This window comes from Streptomyces sp. NBC_01571 (assembly GCF_026339875.1).
Classification (GTDB): Bacteria; Actinomycetota; Actinomycetes; order Streptomycetales; family Streptomycetaceae; genus Streptomyces.
The window spans coordinates 132,802-148,930 of the sequence record NZ_JAPEPZ010000003.1 but is presented as its reverse complement, the minus strand read 5'-3'; the positions used below and the strand labels follow the sequence as shown (position 1 = coordinate 148,930).

The 16,129-nt window shown below is 67.6% G+C and carries 15 protein-coding genes; 6 read left to right on the top strand and 9 right to left on the bottom strand.

Annotated features, from left to right (window positions below; translation table 11 throughout):
- Nucleotides 1–66 precede the first annotated feature (66 nt).
- Complete coding sequence (locus OHB41_RS48695; protein WP_266708677.1) at nt 67–1,053, bottom strand: DUF1259 domain-containing protein; 987 nt, start codon at nt 1,051–1,053, stop codon at nt 67–69.
- 1,243 nt (nt 1,054–2,296) lie between these two features.
- On the opposite strand from OHB41_RS48695, the gene OHB41_RS48690 reads away from it, so the two are divergent.
- On the top strand, nt 2,297–3,829 hold the full coding sequence (locus OHB41_RS48690; protein WP_266708675.1) for a hypothetical protein: 1,533 nt from the start codon (nt 2,297–2,299) through the stop codon (nt 3,827–3,829).
- Nucleotides 3,830–3,965: 136 nt separating this feature from the next.
- Here OHB41_RS48690 and OHB41_RS48685 read toward each other — a convergent pair whose 3' ends face one another.
- The 3 genes from OHB41_RS48685 to OHB41_RS48675 form a co-directional block, all read right to left on the bottom strand.
- Nucleotides 3,966–4,235, bottom strand: coding sequence for a hypothetical protein (locus OHB41_RS48685; protein WP_266708866.1), 270 nt, complete (start codon nt 4,233–4,235; stop codon nt 3,966–3,968).
- Between the two features lie 449 nt (nt 4,236–4,684).
- Complete coding sequence (locus tag OHB41_RS48680) at nt 4,685–5,449, bottom strand: SDR family NAD(P)-dependent oxidoreductase (protein ID WP_266708673.1); 765 nt, start codon at nt 5,447–5,449, stop codon at nt 4,685–4,687.
- A gap of 129 nt (nt 5,450–5,578) precedes the next feature.
- On the bottom strand, nt 5,579–6,190 hold the full coding sequence (locus OHB41_RS48675) for an ester cyclase (RefSeq protein WP_266708671.1): 612 nt from the start codon (nt 6,188–6,190) through the stop codon (nt 5,579–5,581).
- A gap of 252 nt (nt 6,191–6,442) precedes the next feature.
- Here OHB41_RS48675 and OHB41_RS48670 point away from each other — a divergent pair, with 252 nt between their 5' ends.
- Nucleotides 6,443–7,105, top strand: a complete 663-nt coding sequence (locus OHB41_RS48670; RefSeq protein WP_266708669.1) for a TetR/AcrR family transcriptional regulator — start codon at nt 6,443–6,445, stop codon at nt 7,103–7,105.
- A 173-nt stretch (nt 7,106–7,278) separates the two neighbouring features.
- Here OHB41_RS48670 and OHB41_RS48665 read toward each other — a convergent pair whose 3' ends face one another.
- The 5 genes from OHB41_RS48665 to OHB41_RS48645 form a co-directional block, all read right to left on the bottom strand.
- Complete coding sequence (locus OHB41_RS48665) at nt 7,279–7,788, bottom strand: enoyl-CoA hydratase/isomerase family protein (RefSeq protein ID WP_266708852.1); 510 nt, start codon at nt 7,786–7,788, stop codon at nt 7,279–7,281.
- A 378-nt stretch (nt 7,789–8,166) separates the two neighbouring features.
- Entirely contained in the window at nt 8,167–8,781 is a 615-nt protein-coding gene (locus OHB41_RS48660; protein WP_266708667.1) for an FMN reductase, read from the bottom strand.
- Nucleotides 8,778–9,881: a CE1758 family FMN-dependent luciferase-like monooxygenase gene (locus OHB41_RS48655; protein WP_266708665.1), complete on the bottom strand. Its 1,104-nt coding sequence runs from the start codon at nt 9,879–9,881 to the stop codon at nt 8,778–8,780. The genes OHB41_RS48660 and OHB41_RS48655 overlap by 4 nt, the downstream gene beginning before the upstream one ends.
- 117 nt (nt 9,882–9,998) lie before the next feature.
- A complete protein-coding gene (locus OHB41_RS48650; protein ID WP_266708663.1) occupies nt 9,999–10,331 on the bottom strand; it encodes a hypothetical protein in 333 nt (110 codons plus the stop codon).
- A gap of 326 nt (nt 10,332–10,657) precedes the next feature.
- A complete protein-coding gene (locus OHB41_RS48645; protein WP_266708661.1) occupies nt 10,658–11,125 on the bottom strand; it encodes a MarR family winged helix-turn-helix transcriptional regulator in 468 nt (155 codons plus the stop codon).
- Between the two features lie 307 nt (nt 11,126–11,432).
- Here OHB41_RS48645 and OHB41_RS48640 point away from each other — a divergent pair, with 307 nt between their 5' ends.
- The 4 genes from OHB41_RS48640 (at nt 11,433) to OHB41_RS52890 (ending at nt 15,014) form a co-directional block, all read left to right on the top strand.
- Entirely contained in the window at nt 11,433–11,993 is a 561-nt protein-coding gene (locus OHB41_RS48640; protein ID WP_266708659.1) for an NADPH-dependent FMN reductase, read from the top strand.
- Between the two features lie 41 nt (nt 11,994–12,034).
- A complete protein-coding gene (locus OHB41_RS48635) occupies nt 12,035–12,229 on the top strand; it encodes a hypothetical protein (RefSeq protein ID WP_266708657.1) in 195 nt (64 codons plus the stop codon).
- A 324-nt stretch (nt 12,230–12,553) separates the two neighbouring features.
- Nucleotides 12,554–12,922, top strand: a complete 369-nt coding sequence (locus tag OHB41_RS48630; RefSeq protein WP_266708655.1) for a DoxX family protein — start codon at nt 12,554–12,556, stop codon at nt 12,920–12,922.
- A 1,024-nt stretch (nt 12,923–13,946) separates the two neighbouring features.
- Nucleotides 13,947–15,014, top strand: coding sequence for a lamin tail domain-containing protein (locus OHB41_RS52890; RefSeq protein WP_526025117.1), 1,068 nt, complete (start codon nt 13,947–13,949; stop codon nt 15,012–15,014).
- Nucleotides 15,015–16,129 lie beyond the last annotated feature (1,115 nt).

The window sequence follows — 16,129 nt, the reverse complement described above, 5'->3', positions numbered from 1 at the left end:
CGACGCAGGGTTGAACTCCAGGGCTTCGCTGAAGTCGAACGGGCAGATGTTTGTCTCGTGTCCGCATCAGGCGGCTCCCCCGGGCATGGGCACGACGTTGGTGGTGTCCACGGCCCGGCGAATGGCCTTGGCGAGGCTGACGGCAACACCGACGGCCCAGTAGTGGACGAAGAACAGGCGTGGTTCGTCGGTGAGGTTGTGATGGTGCACCTCGACGAGTTCGACGCCACCGCGCCGCAGGGCCACGAGGACGGGCTGGACCTCCTTGGCGATCATGACCAGGTCACCGCTGAGGGCGGCCCTTCCACCGCCGAGCGGCTGGAAGCTGACGGAGGTGGTGGCACCCAGTCCCGGAGGCAAAATCACAGGGCCGTCGGCGACGGTCTCGCGGCGGACATAGGTGCACCTGTAGATCTCGCCGTCGGTGGCGCCCTTGACACCCAGGGCGGCGTCGATCGCGGCGGTGTCCAGGTCGACGGGCGGCGAGGAGGTGGTGGTGGGTTCGGCGGGCGGAGTGCCAGTGCAGTCGAATGCGGCGCGCAGACCGCGGGCGACGGTGACCGGATCATGGCCGTGGGCATGCAGATGAACCCACCAGACATCCGGCTCGTGGGCGAGCAGGTGCTTGTGGATGGCGGTCTGCATGATCCCGTGCTCCTGCAGGACGTCACTGAAGTGCTGCAGTTCCCGCTCGGTGACCACGGCGTCGCCCATCAAAAGCGTGCTGTGGTCCGCGTACCGGACGAAGGACACGTGCGAGCCCAGGACGAGCGCGGGGTTGATCCGGATGCCGCGGGAGAAGACTGTGAGGTCCCGGCGCGGCAAGCCCGTGTGGTACATGAACCGCCTTATGTCACCGGGTCGGCCGAGAGCCTCGCCCACGTCCGCCCAATCCGCCAGCTTGGTCATCACCGGTTCGACCAGGGTGCGGTCCTGCGGTCCGGGGGACAGGGCGCGGGCCGCGGCAGGCACACCGGCGAGTACGGGCGCAAGGGCTGCCGCAGCCAGTACGCGGCGCCGGGAGCGGGTGTCCTGCTGTCGCTCGTTATCCATGTCCTATGCCTCCTGGCGCGATGGAAGCACAGGAGACCGCCCGGACCGCTGATCGGCACAGCCGCAACCCGCCAGGTGGGCTAACTGACTGCCGCCTATGGACCGCGGCTATACAGCAGCTCGCCGCGCGAGCCATTGAGGCCATCCCAGCCAGCGTCTGCCGGACATGCCGTGGCGGCCGAAGGGGGACCCCTCGCCGAGTGGTGTGGTCATACGGACCGCGTGGCTCCGCTCAGGATCGTGGCGGAAGACGCCTGTCGGCCCGCGTCCAGGCTGTCCGTGCTGCCCGCAGCCGTCAGCAGCACGATCCGGCACGGAGGTGGCTGCGCCGCCCTGTTGACCTGCACAGTCGTGAACTCCGCATTGCTGTACCACTTCGCGGGACGCGATGGAGCGTTTGGGCACCGTCTTGTCCGACCGCGGCGAGCGGGAAGCCGGGCTGCTGCTATCCGCCGCCTCCCTTGCCGCAGAAGAAGCGGCCTCGGCGGCTGCCACGTGCGCTGAGGGCGCCGGTTGGGCTGGTGGCTGCTGGGGCATGGCGTGGGGTTCCGCACCTCTCGGGCCAGTCGGATAGTGGACGCACGAACAGCTCGCCGCCTTCCAGGCAGTCATCGAGGCCCGCCTGGCCCTGCCGTTCGCCACTGTCGTGCTCGGCATCCCCGTGACCGTCACCGCTATCCAGGACCGGCCCGGCAGCGGCATCGCCGCCCGGTGCCGTTGTTCCTCATGAGTGATGTCCTCCGATCGTGACCTGGCATGCGTCTCACTGAAGCGGCGGTGACCGGCGCCGCTGGACGAGGGCGCTGCGGGGCCTCCCGGTGTTGACGGAGTACGGCCGGGGGGAGGGTGGGGCTTCGACGTGTGCGATGTCCTCTTGATTGTCTGTCAGGCAAGATCACGGTTGTGGCATGAGTGTCGATTATGTGTAGGCGACATGGATAATCTGTGTTCCCGTCCGGTTCCCTTCTGCTGTGTGGTGCCGGTCAGCACCAAGAGGAGGATGCCGTGGGGAACACCCCTGACGTCCTGCCGGACCAAAGTCCCGAAGAACCGGGGGACCTCGAGGAAGAAGGAGTGGCAACGGAAGAAGCCGCTGCGGCTCGTGTTCCTGTCCGCCGTCGCTTGCGCGCAGACACTGAGCCCTGCCGGCGCCTCGGGCACGCGTCAGGCAGCCTGCCTGCCGGGCGGAAACCGGTTCGTGCGACCACCCCCAGGCCGCGCACCAGGCAAGGAGACGGTGTACGTGTACGACGAGGAAGCGGCCAGGGAGCGGTTCCTTCAGGCGGGGTGCAGCCGCGAGGAGGCCGACACGCTGGTGAATGCAGGCATCGATCCTGACATCGTCGGAGCTCATGCCCGCGACGCCGTGGGCTTCGCCTCCGCCGCCGCCTTTCACGATCTGCCCGACCTCAACCACTATCTGCAGGCCGCGGGCGGCGATGCGGACGAGGCCTTCAAGCAGTGGGCGAAGGACTCCGTGGAGGGTCCCTTGTACGAAGGGCAGGACGGCGACGCAGAAGCGGACGAGGGGTGCGACGGCGAAGGGAAAGACGAAGACGACGGCGAGAACGCTCGCGGCGTCTACGGATGGGTGAGCGCCTACATCACCCATGTCGGCGCGGGGGAGTACTCCATCGAGCTGTACGACGATCTGGGCTTGCCGGGCAACGCCGCTTACGTGGACACACTGAGCTTCTCTGTACCCGCCACGATGCCTGCCGGCTCGCCGGCCGACCGGGATGCCCAGGTTATCAAGGCGGCCACCGAAGAACTCGCCGACTACGGATGCATCCCGGCCTCCGACTTCCAGGGCAGCGGCGACAGTTTCAGCGTGCAGGTCCGCGCGAGCGACCACGCCCGGCAGTGGCTCGAGGACCAACGGCCGCCGGCAGAAAAGCTCGAACTACTGCTGGCCGGGCTTGAGGGCCTGGTGGACGATCTGACGACCACGCATCCAGGCCGCGACCGGCCCTGCATCGACACCATCCCGCACCCCCGCCCGGGTCGGCCGGTCACGGCCCCGGACGGCGGCGCTCGCACCTCGATCGTCGGCTGGAGCGACCGGGAAGCCTTCCTGCAGGCAGTCGCTGCCGACGTGCCGGACAGCGTACGCCTCGAGCGATACCAAGGCGGCTGGTCAAAGCGCCTTGACGGGGCAGAAGACCTGAAGCATCCCCGGCTGCGGGGCCTGGAGCGGGTGCGGGCCGAAGCAGCCCAGCGCGATGGCGAACTGAGCGGCTTCACCGCCACCTTCCGCTCCGGTGACGTGGTGCACCACTACCAGGTGAGCGCCGACTGGGCCCAGGAACTGGACGAGTGCCTGGACGACTGGGAGATGCGTGTGAGGGGCGCGCGGGAGGAGCAGACCCGATTCCCGCACCTCAAGCAGTGGGGCCAGCATCTCTACCAAGCCCTGGTCGACGACGATCAGTTCATGGCGGTCGAAACACCCCAAGACCAGGACAGCAGGGGCGGGCATCTCGCCCGCAGCATGTTCGGCCCCGACTGCCCGATTCACTCGCATGACATCCAGTGCGCCCTTGCCAACGCACGGGCGAAGCGGGCCGAAATCCTCCTCCAGCGGCAGCGGGCCCAGTGGCAGGCCGCCATCCCGGCCTGGGCAGCGCAACTGGCCACCTCGCCGGGCTTCCAACAGGGCACGACCGCGCAGCGCGCCATGCTCGCCAGCAACCTCCTGTACGCGCACCACCCCATGGCTGACACACCAGACCTTGTCCGCCTGCTGCGCACCGCGGCTGCCGACCTGCTGGCTTGAGACGACACGAGCGCAACGGATCGCCGGGACAGCGCGTCATCGCCTGTTCGCGGAGGGGGGCGCCGCGAGTCCAGCCTGGAATTCAGCATGATCTAGCGCGGAACCCCGGGCGTTCGCGCCCGGGAGGAAGCGCTTCTTACAGCGAGGGCTCCTGGGTGAACTCGCCCATGTCGCCCCAGGGATCATCCTGCTCCATCAGGTCCGCCCTCTCCCGTTCCCGCCGCTCGGCGGCCGTCCGTTCTTCGACTCCTCGGACGCTCCAGGGGCGGCCTCCCGTCTTGAACCGCCAGATCACGCCCTCGAACTGCTGTCGCAGACGCTCGGGGTACGGGCCATACTCGCCGATCGGCAGGTACGGATCGACGAACTCCCACTCGCTGCCGAGTTGACCGGTGGGGCCAATCACGGGCGGGCGGTGTGGGCCGGGCATGGCCGACTTCGTCAGCTGGCATCCGGCAAGTTGCCGCGGGGGTGAGTAGTGCTTCCATGGGCTCCCGGAAGCCGAATCCGCTTTTCTAGGTCAGGTCAGCTCTGTCGCCGTGTGGTCCGGCGCGCACGGGCCGATACCAGGGGCAGGGCGCTTTGGCCGGTAAAGGAAAGCGCCGACAGGCGGCCGTCTGATGTGGTGCACCTCATGATGGGTTCCGCGATGAGGGCGACATCAAAGACGGATACCTGGTCTGACTGAGCCGCAGGCCATGGTTCGGGTCGAGCGCGCCAAATAGGCTGGAGGGGTGAGACCGAGTCAACTCGGTCTCACCCCTCCAGCCTATTTGGCGCGCTGTCGGCGGGCCCATCGTCCTCCAGTTCCAGTTCGTCCGGGCGGGCAGCAGCTTGGTATTGCTTTGGCCGGGGTTACCAGGCGCTTGCTCCGCCGTCGACCGGGTAGTTGGCGCCGGTGATGAAGGACGCCCGGTCGGAGGCGAGGAAGGCGGCAAGTTCGACGATTTCCTCGGGCTGCGCGAAGCGCTTGAGGAGAACCTTGCTGGTGACGGCGTCCCGCATGGCCTGGTTGTCACCGAGGTCACGGTCGCTGGCGGGGGTCAGAACCGGGCCCGGACTGATCGCCACGGCGCGGATTTTGTGGGGGGCGCCCTCGAGTGCGAGCTGTCGTGTCATTCCGATGACGCCTGCGTTGGCCGCGGTGTGGGCGATCATCGGGGGAGTAGAGCCTGCGATCAGGCCTGCCTCCGACGCGACGTTGATGATGACTCCGCCACCGCGGCGTACGAGGTGTGGCCACGTGTACTTCGACACGAAGAACGGGATGTCGAGTTCGCCGGCTACCGTCACACGCCAGTCTTCGGTCGAGAAGTCGGGCATGGGGCCGAAGCGCATCATGGCCGCGTTGTTGTAGACGACATCGAGGCCGCCGTAAGCCCTGGCGGCGTCCTCGGCCATCTGATGCACCTGGTCCGGGTCGGTCAGATCGAGCGGCGCGATGCTCGTCATCTCGCCGCCGGCCCGACGTACGAGGTCGGCTGTCTCCGCGTTGCCGTCAACCTGGATGTCGACGCCGACGATCTTCGCGCCTTCCCGGGCGAAGATCAGGGCGGCGACACGCCCCATACCTCCGCCGGTGCCGGTGATGAGCACTACCTTCTCGTCGAGGATTCCCATGACACTTTCTCCTGATTCGCGGCCTGTCCGGTGGATAGGCGTAGTACGTTGCGCAATGCGGCTTGGAATGCGCGGGGCGGCCCGGCCCTGGCCAGAGCCCTCAGCCACGGCCGGGCCGCCCTCGCAGCGCTACTTGGTGCTAGGGGTGGCGGAGCCGGGATCGGACACGCCGCGGAGCTCGTCGAGGAACCTGCCGAAGTTGCCTTCGGACCAGTGCTCGACGGACTGGCCGTGTATCACGCGGTCGATGGAGATGCCGCTGAGCGTGACGTTGCGGCCGGAAGCGGGAATCCCGAAGACGGTCCCGGTGTGGACACCTTCGAAGCTCCAGCGGGTGACGACCTTGTCGCCTTCGACGAGCTGGTCGAGGACGGTCATCTTGAAGCCCTTGAGCCCGGCCTTGATGTTGAGATCGCCCTTGATCCAGTCCTCGCGCTGCTCAGGTCCGTTGAACCCGTGGAGGACCAGGTCCTTGGAGATGTAGCGGTCGAAGCCGGCGGCCAGGTTCCCGTTGTAGCTGGCGTAGTAGGCCGAGGTGACCTGCAGTGGCGACAGGTAGTGGTGCTGCGCCGAGTGCCCTGAAGAGGCCTTGTTCGAGTCCTGGCTCTGCGCCATGGCCGGGACGGCTGTGGCGGTCAGAGCAGCAGCGAGAGCGAGACCGGTCACCACGCCGGTGACCCTGCGTCGCCGTGCGGCCGCGGTGGGAAGCATGGCGGCTGCGCGGTCCTTCTTGCTGGTCATGGAGCACCCCTGAGAAATAGGCCGGTGACTGTCAGCACCGGTATTTGCTTGACGCGTCAAGCATGCTCCCTCGTCTGACAACCGTCAAGCGAGTCGTTTACGCTTCTCCGCAGGGGCCCGCGATCGGCAGGCAGAGCCCGCCGCGCACGCTGTGGTGTCTGGACTGATCGAGGGGACGACCGTGAGGGGATGCGGCGGGGCCGTGATCAAACCTCGACGTCGGGCAGGCCGCTGCGAATGGATGGTGAGAAAGTGACCGACGGAAACCGAAGGGCGGCAAGGTCGCCGACGCGGAGCAAGTACGCCCCGGCGCGACTGGACGAGAGCGAGATCCTTCGGCGCGGGCTCGAGACGTTCGCGGAGCTCGGATACGCCGCGACCACCGTGCGGGAGCTGGCGCGGCGCCTCGAGGTCAGCCACAACTTCATCAACGACCGCTATGGGTCGAAAGGTGACTTCTGGCGTGCAGTCGTGGACTTCGCACTGCTGGACGACCAGAACGAGTTCGATCATCGGCTGGCGGAGTCCCGCGACGACGACGAACGCCTCAGAGGCGTGATCATTCAGCTCTATAGGCGATCAGCGAACGCCTCAGCGATGAACCGCCTGCTGGCGGATGAGTCCACTCGCGACTCCGACCGCCTGGACTATCTGCACGAACGGTTCATCAAGCCGTTCTGGGACAGCATCGAGCCGACCATCAACAGCCTCATCGCCGCCGGTCGCATCCCACAAGTGCCACCGCACGTCCTGTACACAGCCATCACCGGGCCAGCGCTGGCCCTCGCACAAGACCCCGTCGCCGACCGCCTGAACCCCGCCGCCGCACCAGCGGCAAAACAGGACAGAAAAAGCATGGCCGACACACTTTCCAGCCTCGTCCTCCACGGACTGCTCCGCCCGTGCAGGCAGTGACCGGAAAGCACCGCAGCAGAGCCAGACCACACCCAACGGTCATGGTGATGCGCCCACGTCTCCAGCGAGATATTTAACTACGCCAACCAAGACACAACCCGCGCCCACCCCGGCGGGTCTTGAAGCAGCAGCTCCGTCGGCGGCCGATGAGGCAGGCCAGCCTGTGTCCTCGACTACTCGGCTACACGGCGGCCGAGGTCGAGTTCCACGCCGTCGGGGCGCTGGAGTCCGCGGTCGAACAGGGACTGTACGCGGTGGGCGTTCTCCGGGCGCCCGGCGGACTGGAAGTAGGCCTGGAGGCTGGCACCATAGGACTCGGCCGTCGGCAGGGACTCGGCGTCGACCAACGCCTTGGTCCGAGAGACGGCCGTCTTGTCGAAGCTCGCGATGCGACGGGCGAAGGCGTCGACGAACTGTTCCAGTTCGCCTTTCGCGACGACGCGGTTGACATAGCCGTACTTCGCCGCCAGGTCGGCCGGGAAGTCGTCGGCGCCCAGCAGGATTTCGAGGGCGCGTCCGCGGCCCGCCAGGTGGGGCAGTCGGCCGCTGGGGTTTCCTCCGGGAACCGATCCGACGCCTACTTCGAACTGTCCGAGAATGGCGGTCGGTCCGGCGAAGCGGATGTCCGTCGCCAGGACGAACTCGCTGCCGGCACTGCGGGCGCGGCCGTTGATCTCACTGATGGTGACGACGGGAACCTTTGCCAGCCGGTACAGGTTGTCGGCATACGGATGTCTCCTCGACGGTGAACTGCTCGTGGGTGCTCATGTGGGTCCCTCCTTGGGATGACGAAGATGCGCTTTCGCTGCCGGCGCAGTTTCCATAAGAAACTTGTGAGAACGCGGCGGCCGTCAGCCGCTTTTGAAATCGGCGGTGCGTAGGTACGCCAGGTCCACGGTCCGGCGTCGCTGCGCGGGTCGCGAGCGGAATGTCACTGTGTGTGTCAGCCACACGGCGGCACAGATCCGTTGCCCTGGGGTGACCGAGAGCCCGGCCCGCCTCCCTGGGGATCGTCGCCGGTCGGGCGGCTCGACGCCGTCCGCGTCCGGCGTCGGGCCGCTTCACGTGCCGTCCAGCAACCGCTCGAACGGTACGGGGTCGTGATACGGATCCACGGGGGCCGGCGGCTGACTGCGGTGCACCTCGACGGCGAGCTCCCGAGCGGCTCGCGCTATGCGCCGCAGGAGCGACCCCTGGGAGTCGCCACCGCCGCCCCAGTCCTCCGTCGCGGCGTACACAGCGGTGGGCACGATCACCGCGTGCAGGTAGGTGAACATAGGCCGCAGTGCGTGCTCCAGCACGAGTGAGTGCCGTGCGGTGCCACCGGTGGCGGCGATCAGCACCGGCTTGTCTGTTAGGGCGGTGTCTTCGATGCAGTCGAAGAACATTTTGAACAGACCGCTGTAGGACGCGTTGAAGGTCGGCGTGACAACGATCAGGCCGTCCGCTGCCGCGACGGAGTCGAACGCGCGCTGCAGTTCCGGCGAGGGGTAGCCCGCCATCAGGTGGTTGACCAGGTCGTGTGCATAGTCGCGTGCTTCGAGGACGTGGATGTCGACCTGTGAGCCAAGGCGTTCCAGTTCGTCCCCGGCGGCATCGGCGAGACGGTCGGCCAGCAGGCGGGTGGAGGACGGCAGCCGCAGTCCAGCCGAGACGATGGCGAGGGTGCGCTTCATCGCGAGCCTTCCTGGGTTCGAACGGAGTCTTCCGGCGCCGCGATGAGAGAGGCGTGCGTGGGGGCGTCCGGAACGTGGGGCGGGCGGCCCGCCGCGAACTCCTTGCGCAGCACGGGAACGATCTCGCCCAGGAACTCGATCTGTTCGAGCACGGTCTTGCGCGGGACGCCGATGCCGTCCACGTTGAACAGCTGGCGCTGGTAGTCGCCCCCCGCGTGCTCGCGGTAGGCCAGTACCCGCTCGATCACCTCCTGCCGGCTTCCGACCACCATCGCGGTGCGGGCCATGGTGTCCTCCAGGGACGGACCGTTTCCATAGGTGGAGGAGGCGTCGAAGTAGGGGCGGAACTCGCGTATGGCGTCCTGCGAGTTCTTCCGCACGAACAGGTGCGCGGCCAGACCGACGACGGCCTGGTCGGCGCGGCCGTGTCCGTAGTGCTCGAAGCGGCTCCGGTAGAGGTCGACCAGCTGCCGGACGTGTTCCTTGGGCCAGAAGAGGTTGTTGTGGAAGAAGCCGTCGCCGTAGTAGGCGGCCTGTTCTGCGATTTCCGGGCTGCGGATGGAAGCGTGCCAGACGAACGGCGGTATGCCGTCCAGTGGACGCGGGGTGGAGGTGAAGCCCTGCAGCGGGGTGCGGAACCGTCCGGCCCAGTCGACGACGTCCTCGCGCCACAGCCGGTGCAGCAGGGCGTAGTTCTCGACGGCCAGTGCTATGCCGTCGCGGATGTCCTTGCCGAACCAGGGATAGACCGGTCCGGTGTTGCCCCGGCCCATCATCAAATCGACCCGGCCGTCCGCGAGATGCTGCAGCATCGCGTAGTCCTCGGCGATCTTGACCGGGTCGTTGGTGGTGATCAGTGTGGTCGACGTGGACAGGAGGATCTTTTCCGTCCGTGCTGCGATGTAGCCGAGCAGTGTGGTGGGCGACGACGGAACGAAGGGGCGGTTGTGGTGCTCGCCGATGGCGAAGACGTCCAGACCGACTTCTTCGGCGAGTTTCGCGTACTCCGCGAGTGCCTTGAGCCGTTCGTGTTCCGTGGGCGTGTATCCCGACGACGGGTCGACTGCCACGTCTCCTACGCTGAAGATTCCGAAGTGCATCCTGTACGTCCTGTTTGCTGTGTCGGTGGTGGAGTCCGCTGTTGTCGCCCCGGCGAAGAGGCTTTCGGCGGGCGGCGGGGCGGAGTGTTCAGCTGAGCGTGCTGCGCCGACCGCTCGTCAGAGATCTTGCGCGCGGTCGCGCAGGGTCTTCTCTCGCGCTATCAGAGCCTCGAGAGCCGCCAGGTCGTCGGCGACTCGCTGCTCCCAGCCGAGGTTCGCGCTCTCGCCCCGGGCGGCCGGGCGGTTGGCGTCGTGGCCGGGGCCATGGGGAGCGTCCGCCAACAGCACGCAGCCGGTGCGGCTCAGCCTGCGGTGACGGCCGTGGTCGCCTTCAGGTACCCAGCCGTCCTCATCGGCACGCAAGCCGCGGTGCCGCCCGGAGCCCGTCTCGTCAACAGCGCTACCAGGCAGGGAGAGGCCGGTCCGCACGTCGGTGATGGTGAGAGTCATGTGTTTCCTTCCCCAGGGTCGGTTGCGCGACAACTCGCTGCTCCGGAACGCGGCTGCGCGGCGTGGCGTGCGACGAGCGGGCTCGCCCGAGTCGATCGGTTCGGTGGAGCACCGCGAGGTGACGCGCACTCGGCGGAAAGCAAATTTAATTGCTACGCGCAGCAAATATAATCGGAATCTGAGGCGCCGCACGTACCTGGGACCTGTCCCTTGCGTCACACTCGACGGCCGTTCCGCACGACCGTGGGGTGGTGACCGCGCCGAGGGGCGTGCGCCGGGCTACCGCGTGCCGGCACGACCGCGCTGTGGCCGCGTGCGGCGGCGCCTCAGGTGGCGACGTTTTGCAAGGCGGCCGCGAGCTTTTTGAGGTCCAAGTCCTTCAGGTGGTCGAGGAAGTGCCGGCGTACCGCGGCCAGATTGCTGGGCCAGGCCTCTTCCAGGCGGGTGAAACCGGCATCGGTCAGGGAAGCGTGCCAGCTGCGGCGGTCCTTGTCGCACTGCGTCCGCTCGATGTAGCCCTCGCTCTCCAGCCGGTGCACGATCCGGGATGTGCCGCTGAGCGACATCTCGAGGGCGCGAGCAAGTTCATGCATGCGCAGCTGCCGACCGGGTGCCTCCGACAGGTACATCAGGGTCAGATACTCCGTGTTGGACAGTCCCTGCTCTCGCGCCATGTCGGCGTCGATGGCGCGTGGCAAGGCGTAGAGGAGGGAGGGTAGGGCCCGGACGACGGCTTCCTCGTCGGGAGTGAGCGGTTGCGGTGCCTCTGCGGGCGGGGTGGGCTTCGGTGTCATGGGGGCATACCTCGCGTGTGTGCGGTGGAACATACTTCGGCCGACTGGACGGCCCGGCTTCGTGGCTCTGCTGCGTTCTCTCGTAGCGGCGGTGACGTCTTTCGCCTCTTCGAATGACCCGCAGCCGAGAGGAGCCACTCCGCCGCCCGTGGACGGAAGCGTCGCACCATGGACTGCGTCCACTTACTTGACGGAACAACCTCTTGTGATAATTTGCTTGTCGCAACAACTATATCCCCCCACGGTTGCCAGGGCTATATGCACGCCCGACCGGACCACGGGGCCACCCTCACGAGAGGTTTTGACGTTGACCAAGATCGGAATCATCCTCGGCAGCACCCGTCCCGGACGCAACGGCGAGGCCGTCGCCCGCTGGGTGTACGACATCGCCTCGAAGCGGACCGACGCGGAGTTTGAACTGGTCGACCTCCTCGACTACAAGCTTCCGCACCTCGACGAGGCCCTTCCGCCGTCGCTGGGCCAGTACTCCCAGCCGCACACGCAGGAGTGGGCGAGCAAGATCGCCTCGTTCGACGGCTTCATCATGGTGACGCCCGAGTACAACCACTCGACGTCCGGCGCCCTGAAGAACGCCATCGACTACCTCTACGCGGAGTGGAACAACAAGGCAGTCGCCTTCGTCGGCTACGGCGGCCTCGGCGGCGCCCGCGCGGTGGAACACCTGCGGCTGATCGCGGGTGAGCTGCAGATGGCGGACGTGCGCTCGCAGGTCTCACTCTCGCTGTTCCACGACTTCGAGAACTTCAGCGTCTTCAAGCCCGGCGACTTCCAACTCGAGGCCCTGCACACCACGCTGGACCAGGTCCTGGCCTGGAGCGAGGCGCTCGCCCCGCTGCGCGCTGCATAACGTACACGCATCAGCGGCCGCCTCTCGACGGCATTGAAGCCGTGGCAGGGCACACGCTGCACAGGCGCGACCGGCGGTTCCCGGCCGACAGCGCGGACAGCGCTGCGGGAGTCCGCCAGTCGTGCCTGCTCGACGACGCCGCGGCGGCCCGGCAGGACCCCCGCAGCTGGAACGCCGTCCTCACCGACGAGGGCCTCGGCCGGCTGCGGAAAGCCTGGCCGAGCAACCTCGCCTAGTCTGCCGCGACTTCCTGGATCATCTTGCGGGGCTGGACCTCGGCGCACTCGAGGCAGCCCTGCGCAACATCGGCGTCACGGCGCGCGTCCACTCTTACGGCTGACACATGGTCGGGCGGATCGTGGCTCGTCGGTCCACGATCACTGACAGAACCTTCACCAGGGCCGACGCGGCCACATCCGGCGCGGCCCCGGCCGCCACCGTACGACGGCGTCGGCGCGCATTGCGGGGTCGTCCCCCACAACTCCTGTCCCGTGGCAGCCGCGAGGACGGACAGGTGCGGCCTCTCATACTCATCCCTCTCCATCCAAGGACCCACCCTCGTGTACATCGCTGCTGTAATCCTCAGTGTTCTCCTTGCTCTCCTCTGCCTCGCCGCGGGCGCTCCGAAGGCGCAGCTCAAGGGCGACGTCCCGGACGGCCTCGTCGCAAAGGGCCTCAGTTCCGCGCAGGTCCGTCTCATCGGCCTCGCCGAGATCGCTGCCGCCGCGGGGCTCGTGGCGGGTATCTGGTGGCAGCCGCTGGGCATCGCCGCTGCCGTCGGGATGGCCGTCCTGCTCCTCGCAGCAATCGGTTATCACGTGAAGTGGGGCGACTACGGCGACACCGCCACTCGCGGAGCTGCCATGGCCCCGGTTCTGTTCGTCCTCGTCGCGGTGGCGGCGGCCGCCACACTCGCCGCGTCACAGTGACCGACGGCATCGCTGTGCCCCTCGAGGCCGACGTGCCGTGCTCCTGTCCCGCGGGCAGGGGCGCCGGGGTGGCACCCGCTGCTGCGAGATCCGCCCACACCTGCTTGCCGCTGCGGTAAGGGACCATGCCCCAGGCCCCGGCCAGACCGTCCACCACCGTCAGCCCAGATCCGCTTCCCGGCTGCGGCCGGCGCACGGGCAGCTCACGCGAGCTGTCACTGACCATGATCCGCTGACGGCGCGCGCCGAACACCAGCATCAGGCCCACCTGGCCGCCCGCATGCTGCAGGGCGTTGGACACCAGCTCCGACACCATCAGGGCAACGTCCGCGTCATCTGGACGCCAGTGCGTCGGCCAGGAGAACCCTGTCACCTGCTCACAGGCCCACCGTCGCGCCCGGCCCACCTCACCCGGCTCCATCGACACGAGGAGTTGCTCAGCCATCACCGATCATCGCCAGCCCACCGCACCTTCCTCCGCACTGCCGGGCGCCGGACAGGGGAAGCCGGCCCCTCATGGCTGTTCACCTGCCCGCTGCACCCTGTCCCAGAACCACGGGGCAGGACGTGCCCTGCTGCGTGTTCCCCGGCGAGCCGGGTACGGCGGTAGGCGCTTCTCGCCGGTGGTACGGCCGCGGTCACTTCGCTGTCTGAAGGCGCCTGGTGTGAGGTGAATGCGAACACACGATGAGCTATCAGCTGATTGTTCGTTGTTTATCAGTTTTTGCGTGTTACATGCCGGATGTGGCTCTGTCGGGAGGAGGGTGGGCGATCCGGTGAGGTATGCGGCGGGTGGAAACCGCTTCCAGCGTGATGATCAAAGGATGGGTGCATTCGCCCGCGAACCGGGGGTTACGGCCTGGGGGTTCGTTGGGTGGTGCAGGCGAGGGTCACGGAAATGTCCGTATACAGCAACATGAAACGGCGTATCTCCCGCTGAGTCGGGTGGGCGGCCAAGCTGTGGGTCCTCGGCATCAGCCGGGATCCGCACACCGCCCGCCTCCGGCCATTCAGGTCGGTCGTGATGTGGGCTTGCACCTCAAGGGGAGCGCTGTTCATGTCTTCTCGTTCGATCTCCCGCGTCGCCGCCGCCGCTCTGGCCGCTGGCGCCGCGCTCGGCGCGGCCGCGCTGCCGGCCTCCGCACAGTCCACCCCTCATCAGGCCGCCGCGTACCGGTCGGGTGTGGTGATCAGTGGCGTGCAGTACGACTCCCCGGGCTTCGACGACCGCTCCAACTACTCCCTGAACCGGGAGTGGATCGACGTCACCAACACCTCCCGCCACAGCGTGAACCTGGACGACTGGACCCTGTCCGACGAGGACGGCCACACCTACACCTTCGACCACTACCGCCTCGGCGGCCGCGCAACGGTCCGTGTGCACACGGGTATCGGCCGCGACACCTACCGGGACGTGTACCAGGACCGCCGCAACTACGTCTGGGACAACCGCTCCGACACCGCCACGCTGCGCAACGACCGCGGCCGGTTCGTCGACGAGGTTTCCTGGAGCGGCCGTCACTTCCGTGACCGTGACGGCTGGCGCTGGAACGACTTCGGTGGCCGTCACCACCGTGACCACGGCGGAGTGCACCGCGGTGGCCACGGTGGGGTTCCCCGGGTCGGCGGTCACCAGGGCCAGAACGGTCACCACGGTCAGGGCGGTCAGGGCCAGGGCGGTCAGGGCCAGAACGGTCACCACGGTCAGGGTCAGGGCGGTCAGGCTGGTCAGGGCGGTCAGCACCAGGGCGGCCAGGGGCAAGGTGGCCAGGGCGGCCAGGGGCAAGGTGGCCAGGGCGGTCAGGGCCAGAACGGTCACCACGGTCAGGGTCAGGGCGGTCAGGCTGGTCAGGGCGGTCAGCACCAGGGCGGCCAGGGGCAAGGTGGCCAGGGCGGCCAGGGGCAAGGTGGCCAGGGCGGTCAGAGTGGCGGCCAGGGCCAGGGCGGTCAGGCTGGTCAGGGCGGTCAGAGTGGCGGCCAGGGTCAGGCTGGTCAGGGCGGTCAGCACCAGGGCGGCCAGGCCGGTCAGGGCCAGCCCGGTCAAGGCGGTCAGGGCGGTCAGCACCAGGGCGGCCAGGGGGGTCACCACTGATTCCATGTTCCGGGTGACCGTGGAGCTGGTCACCGGGTGAGTTCTGTTTGGCGGCGCGCAGCGGCTTATCCGGCCTCTGTGCGCCGCTCCGCGTGATCGGTGTCCGAATGGTCCTCGCCGGCTCCACGCTTCGTCAGGCTCTCGCGGCCTGGGGTGAGCTGAGGGCCCGAAGCCAGAGAACAGCCCGGGCCCTCGCCCCGCAGACGGGCTGTAGGGGACCCGTGTGCGGTGCCCGTTCAACGACAGCCGTTGCGGGCAGACACGTCGCGCCGCCTCTTGGACCAGTTGCGCGAGGTTTTTGCTGCCTGGCACCGGGCCAGATGAGCGATCGGCAGCGACGTCGACGACGACTAGCCCTGCTGAGACTGGTTTCGCTCCCAACGGAAGTGCATCGCCCCGCCCGCTGCCTGAGAGGCAGAACGAGCGGCCGCGCAACCCCGCGAATCGAGCCGAACTACTGCATTTTGTTGCCACGTGACTATCTTCGAGGTGCCTCTCGCTGCCCGTGCCCGCTACATCTGAACCAGGTGTGTTCGGGGAGGGGTTCTCATGGTGCTGACGATCAACCTGGCGGTGCTCCTGGCTGTCATCATCGTGTCGGTGTGAGGTCTCAGGACTTCCTTGACGGTTTGTCGTCAGGAGATCCTTGACGGCGCTTCTCGGTGCCCATGCCTTTGACGTAGAGCCTGGTGATCGGCCCGAGGCTCTTGCGGGGCCTGACAGCGAGTTCGTCCTCCCCATGCAGGATCCGGTAGTGGGTGTCCTCGATGACGACGGTGACGATCTTTCCCGCATGCCGCGGGCCGAGCTTGATGAACTGACCGTTGATCATGAAGCGGCCGCTCGCGTGCACCTTGCGCTGGGCCCGGATGGCACCAGCAGGCAGGGGCGGAGGCGGCAGCGGGGACGTCGCCGTTCGTGCCCCGTCGATCTGTCCCAGACGGTCGGCCGGAACGGGGCAGGGCCACGTTCCCATAAGGGCGTTGTCGGCGATGGCGTGCATGAGGTGTCCGTCGAGGCGGAGGGTGATCGTGCGGCTGGCGAGGGCGAATCCGACCTGGTAGCGGCCGCCGGCCAGGCAGACGATCCCGTCGCGATGGACCTTGCGGTCGACC

Coding starts and splice junctions, on each gene's coding strand:
- OHB41_RS48650 (WP_266708663.1), bottom strand. CDS start 10,331: ATGACTCTCACCATCACCGACGTGCGGACCGGCCTCTCCCTGCCTGGT.
- OHB41_RS52890 (WP_526025117.1), top strand. CDS start 13,947: ATGTGGGCTTGCACCTCAAGGGGAGCGCTGTTCATGTCTTCTCGTTCG.
- OHB41_RS48660 (WP_266708667.1), bottom strand. CDS start 8,781: ATGAAGCGCACCCTCGCCATCGTCTCGGCTGGACTGCGGCTGCCGTCC.
- OHB41_RS48645 (WP_266708661.1), bottom strand. CDS start 11,125: ATGACACCGAAGCCCACCCCGCCCGCAGAGGCACCGCAACCGCTCACT.
- OHB41_RS48695 (WP_266708677.1), bottom strand. CDS start 1,053: ATGGATAACGAGCGACAGCAGGACACCCGCTCCCGGCGCCGCGTACTG.
- OHB41_RS48680 (WP_266708673.1), bottom strand. CDS start 5,449: ATGGGAATCCTCGACGAGAAGGTAGTGCTCATCACCGGCACCGGCGGA.
- OHB41_RS48655 (WP_266708665.1), bottom strand. CDS start 9,881: ATGCACTTCGGAATCTTCAGCGTAGGAGACGTGGCAGTCGACCCGTCG.
- OHB41_RS48675 (WP_266708671.1), bottom strand. CDS start 6,190: ATGACCAGCAAGAAGGACCGCGCAGCCGCCATGCTTCCCACCGCGGCC.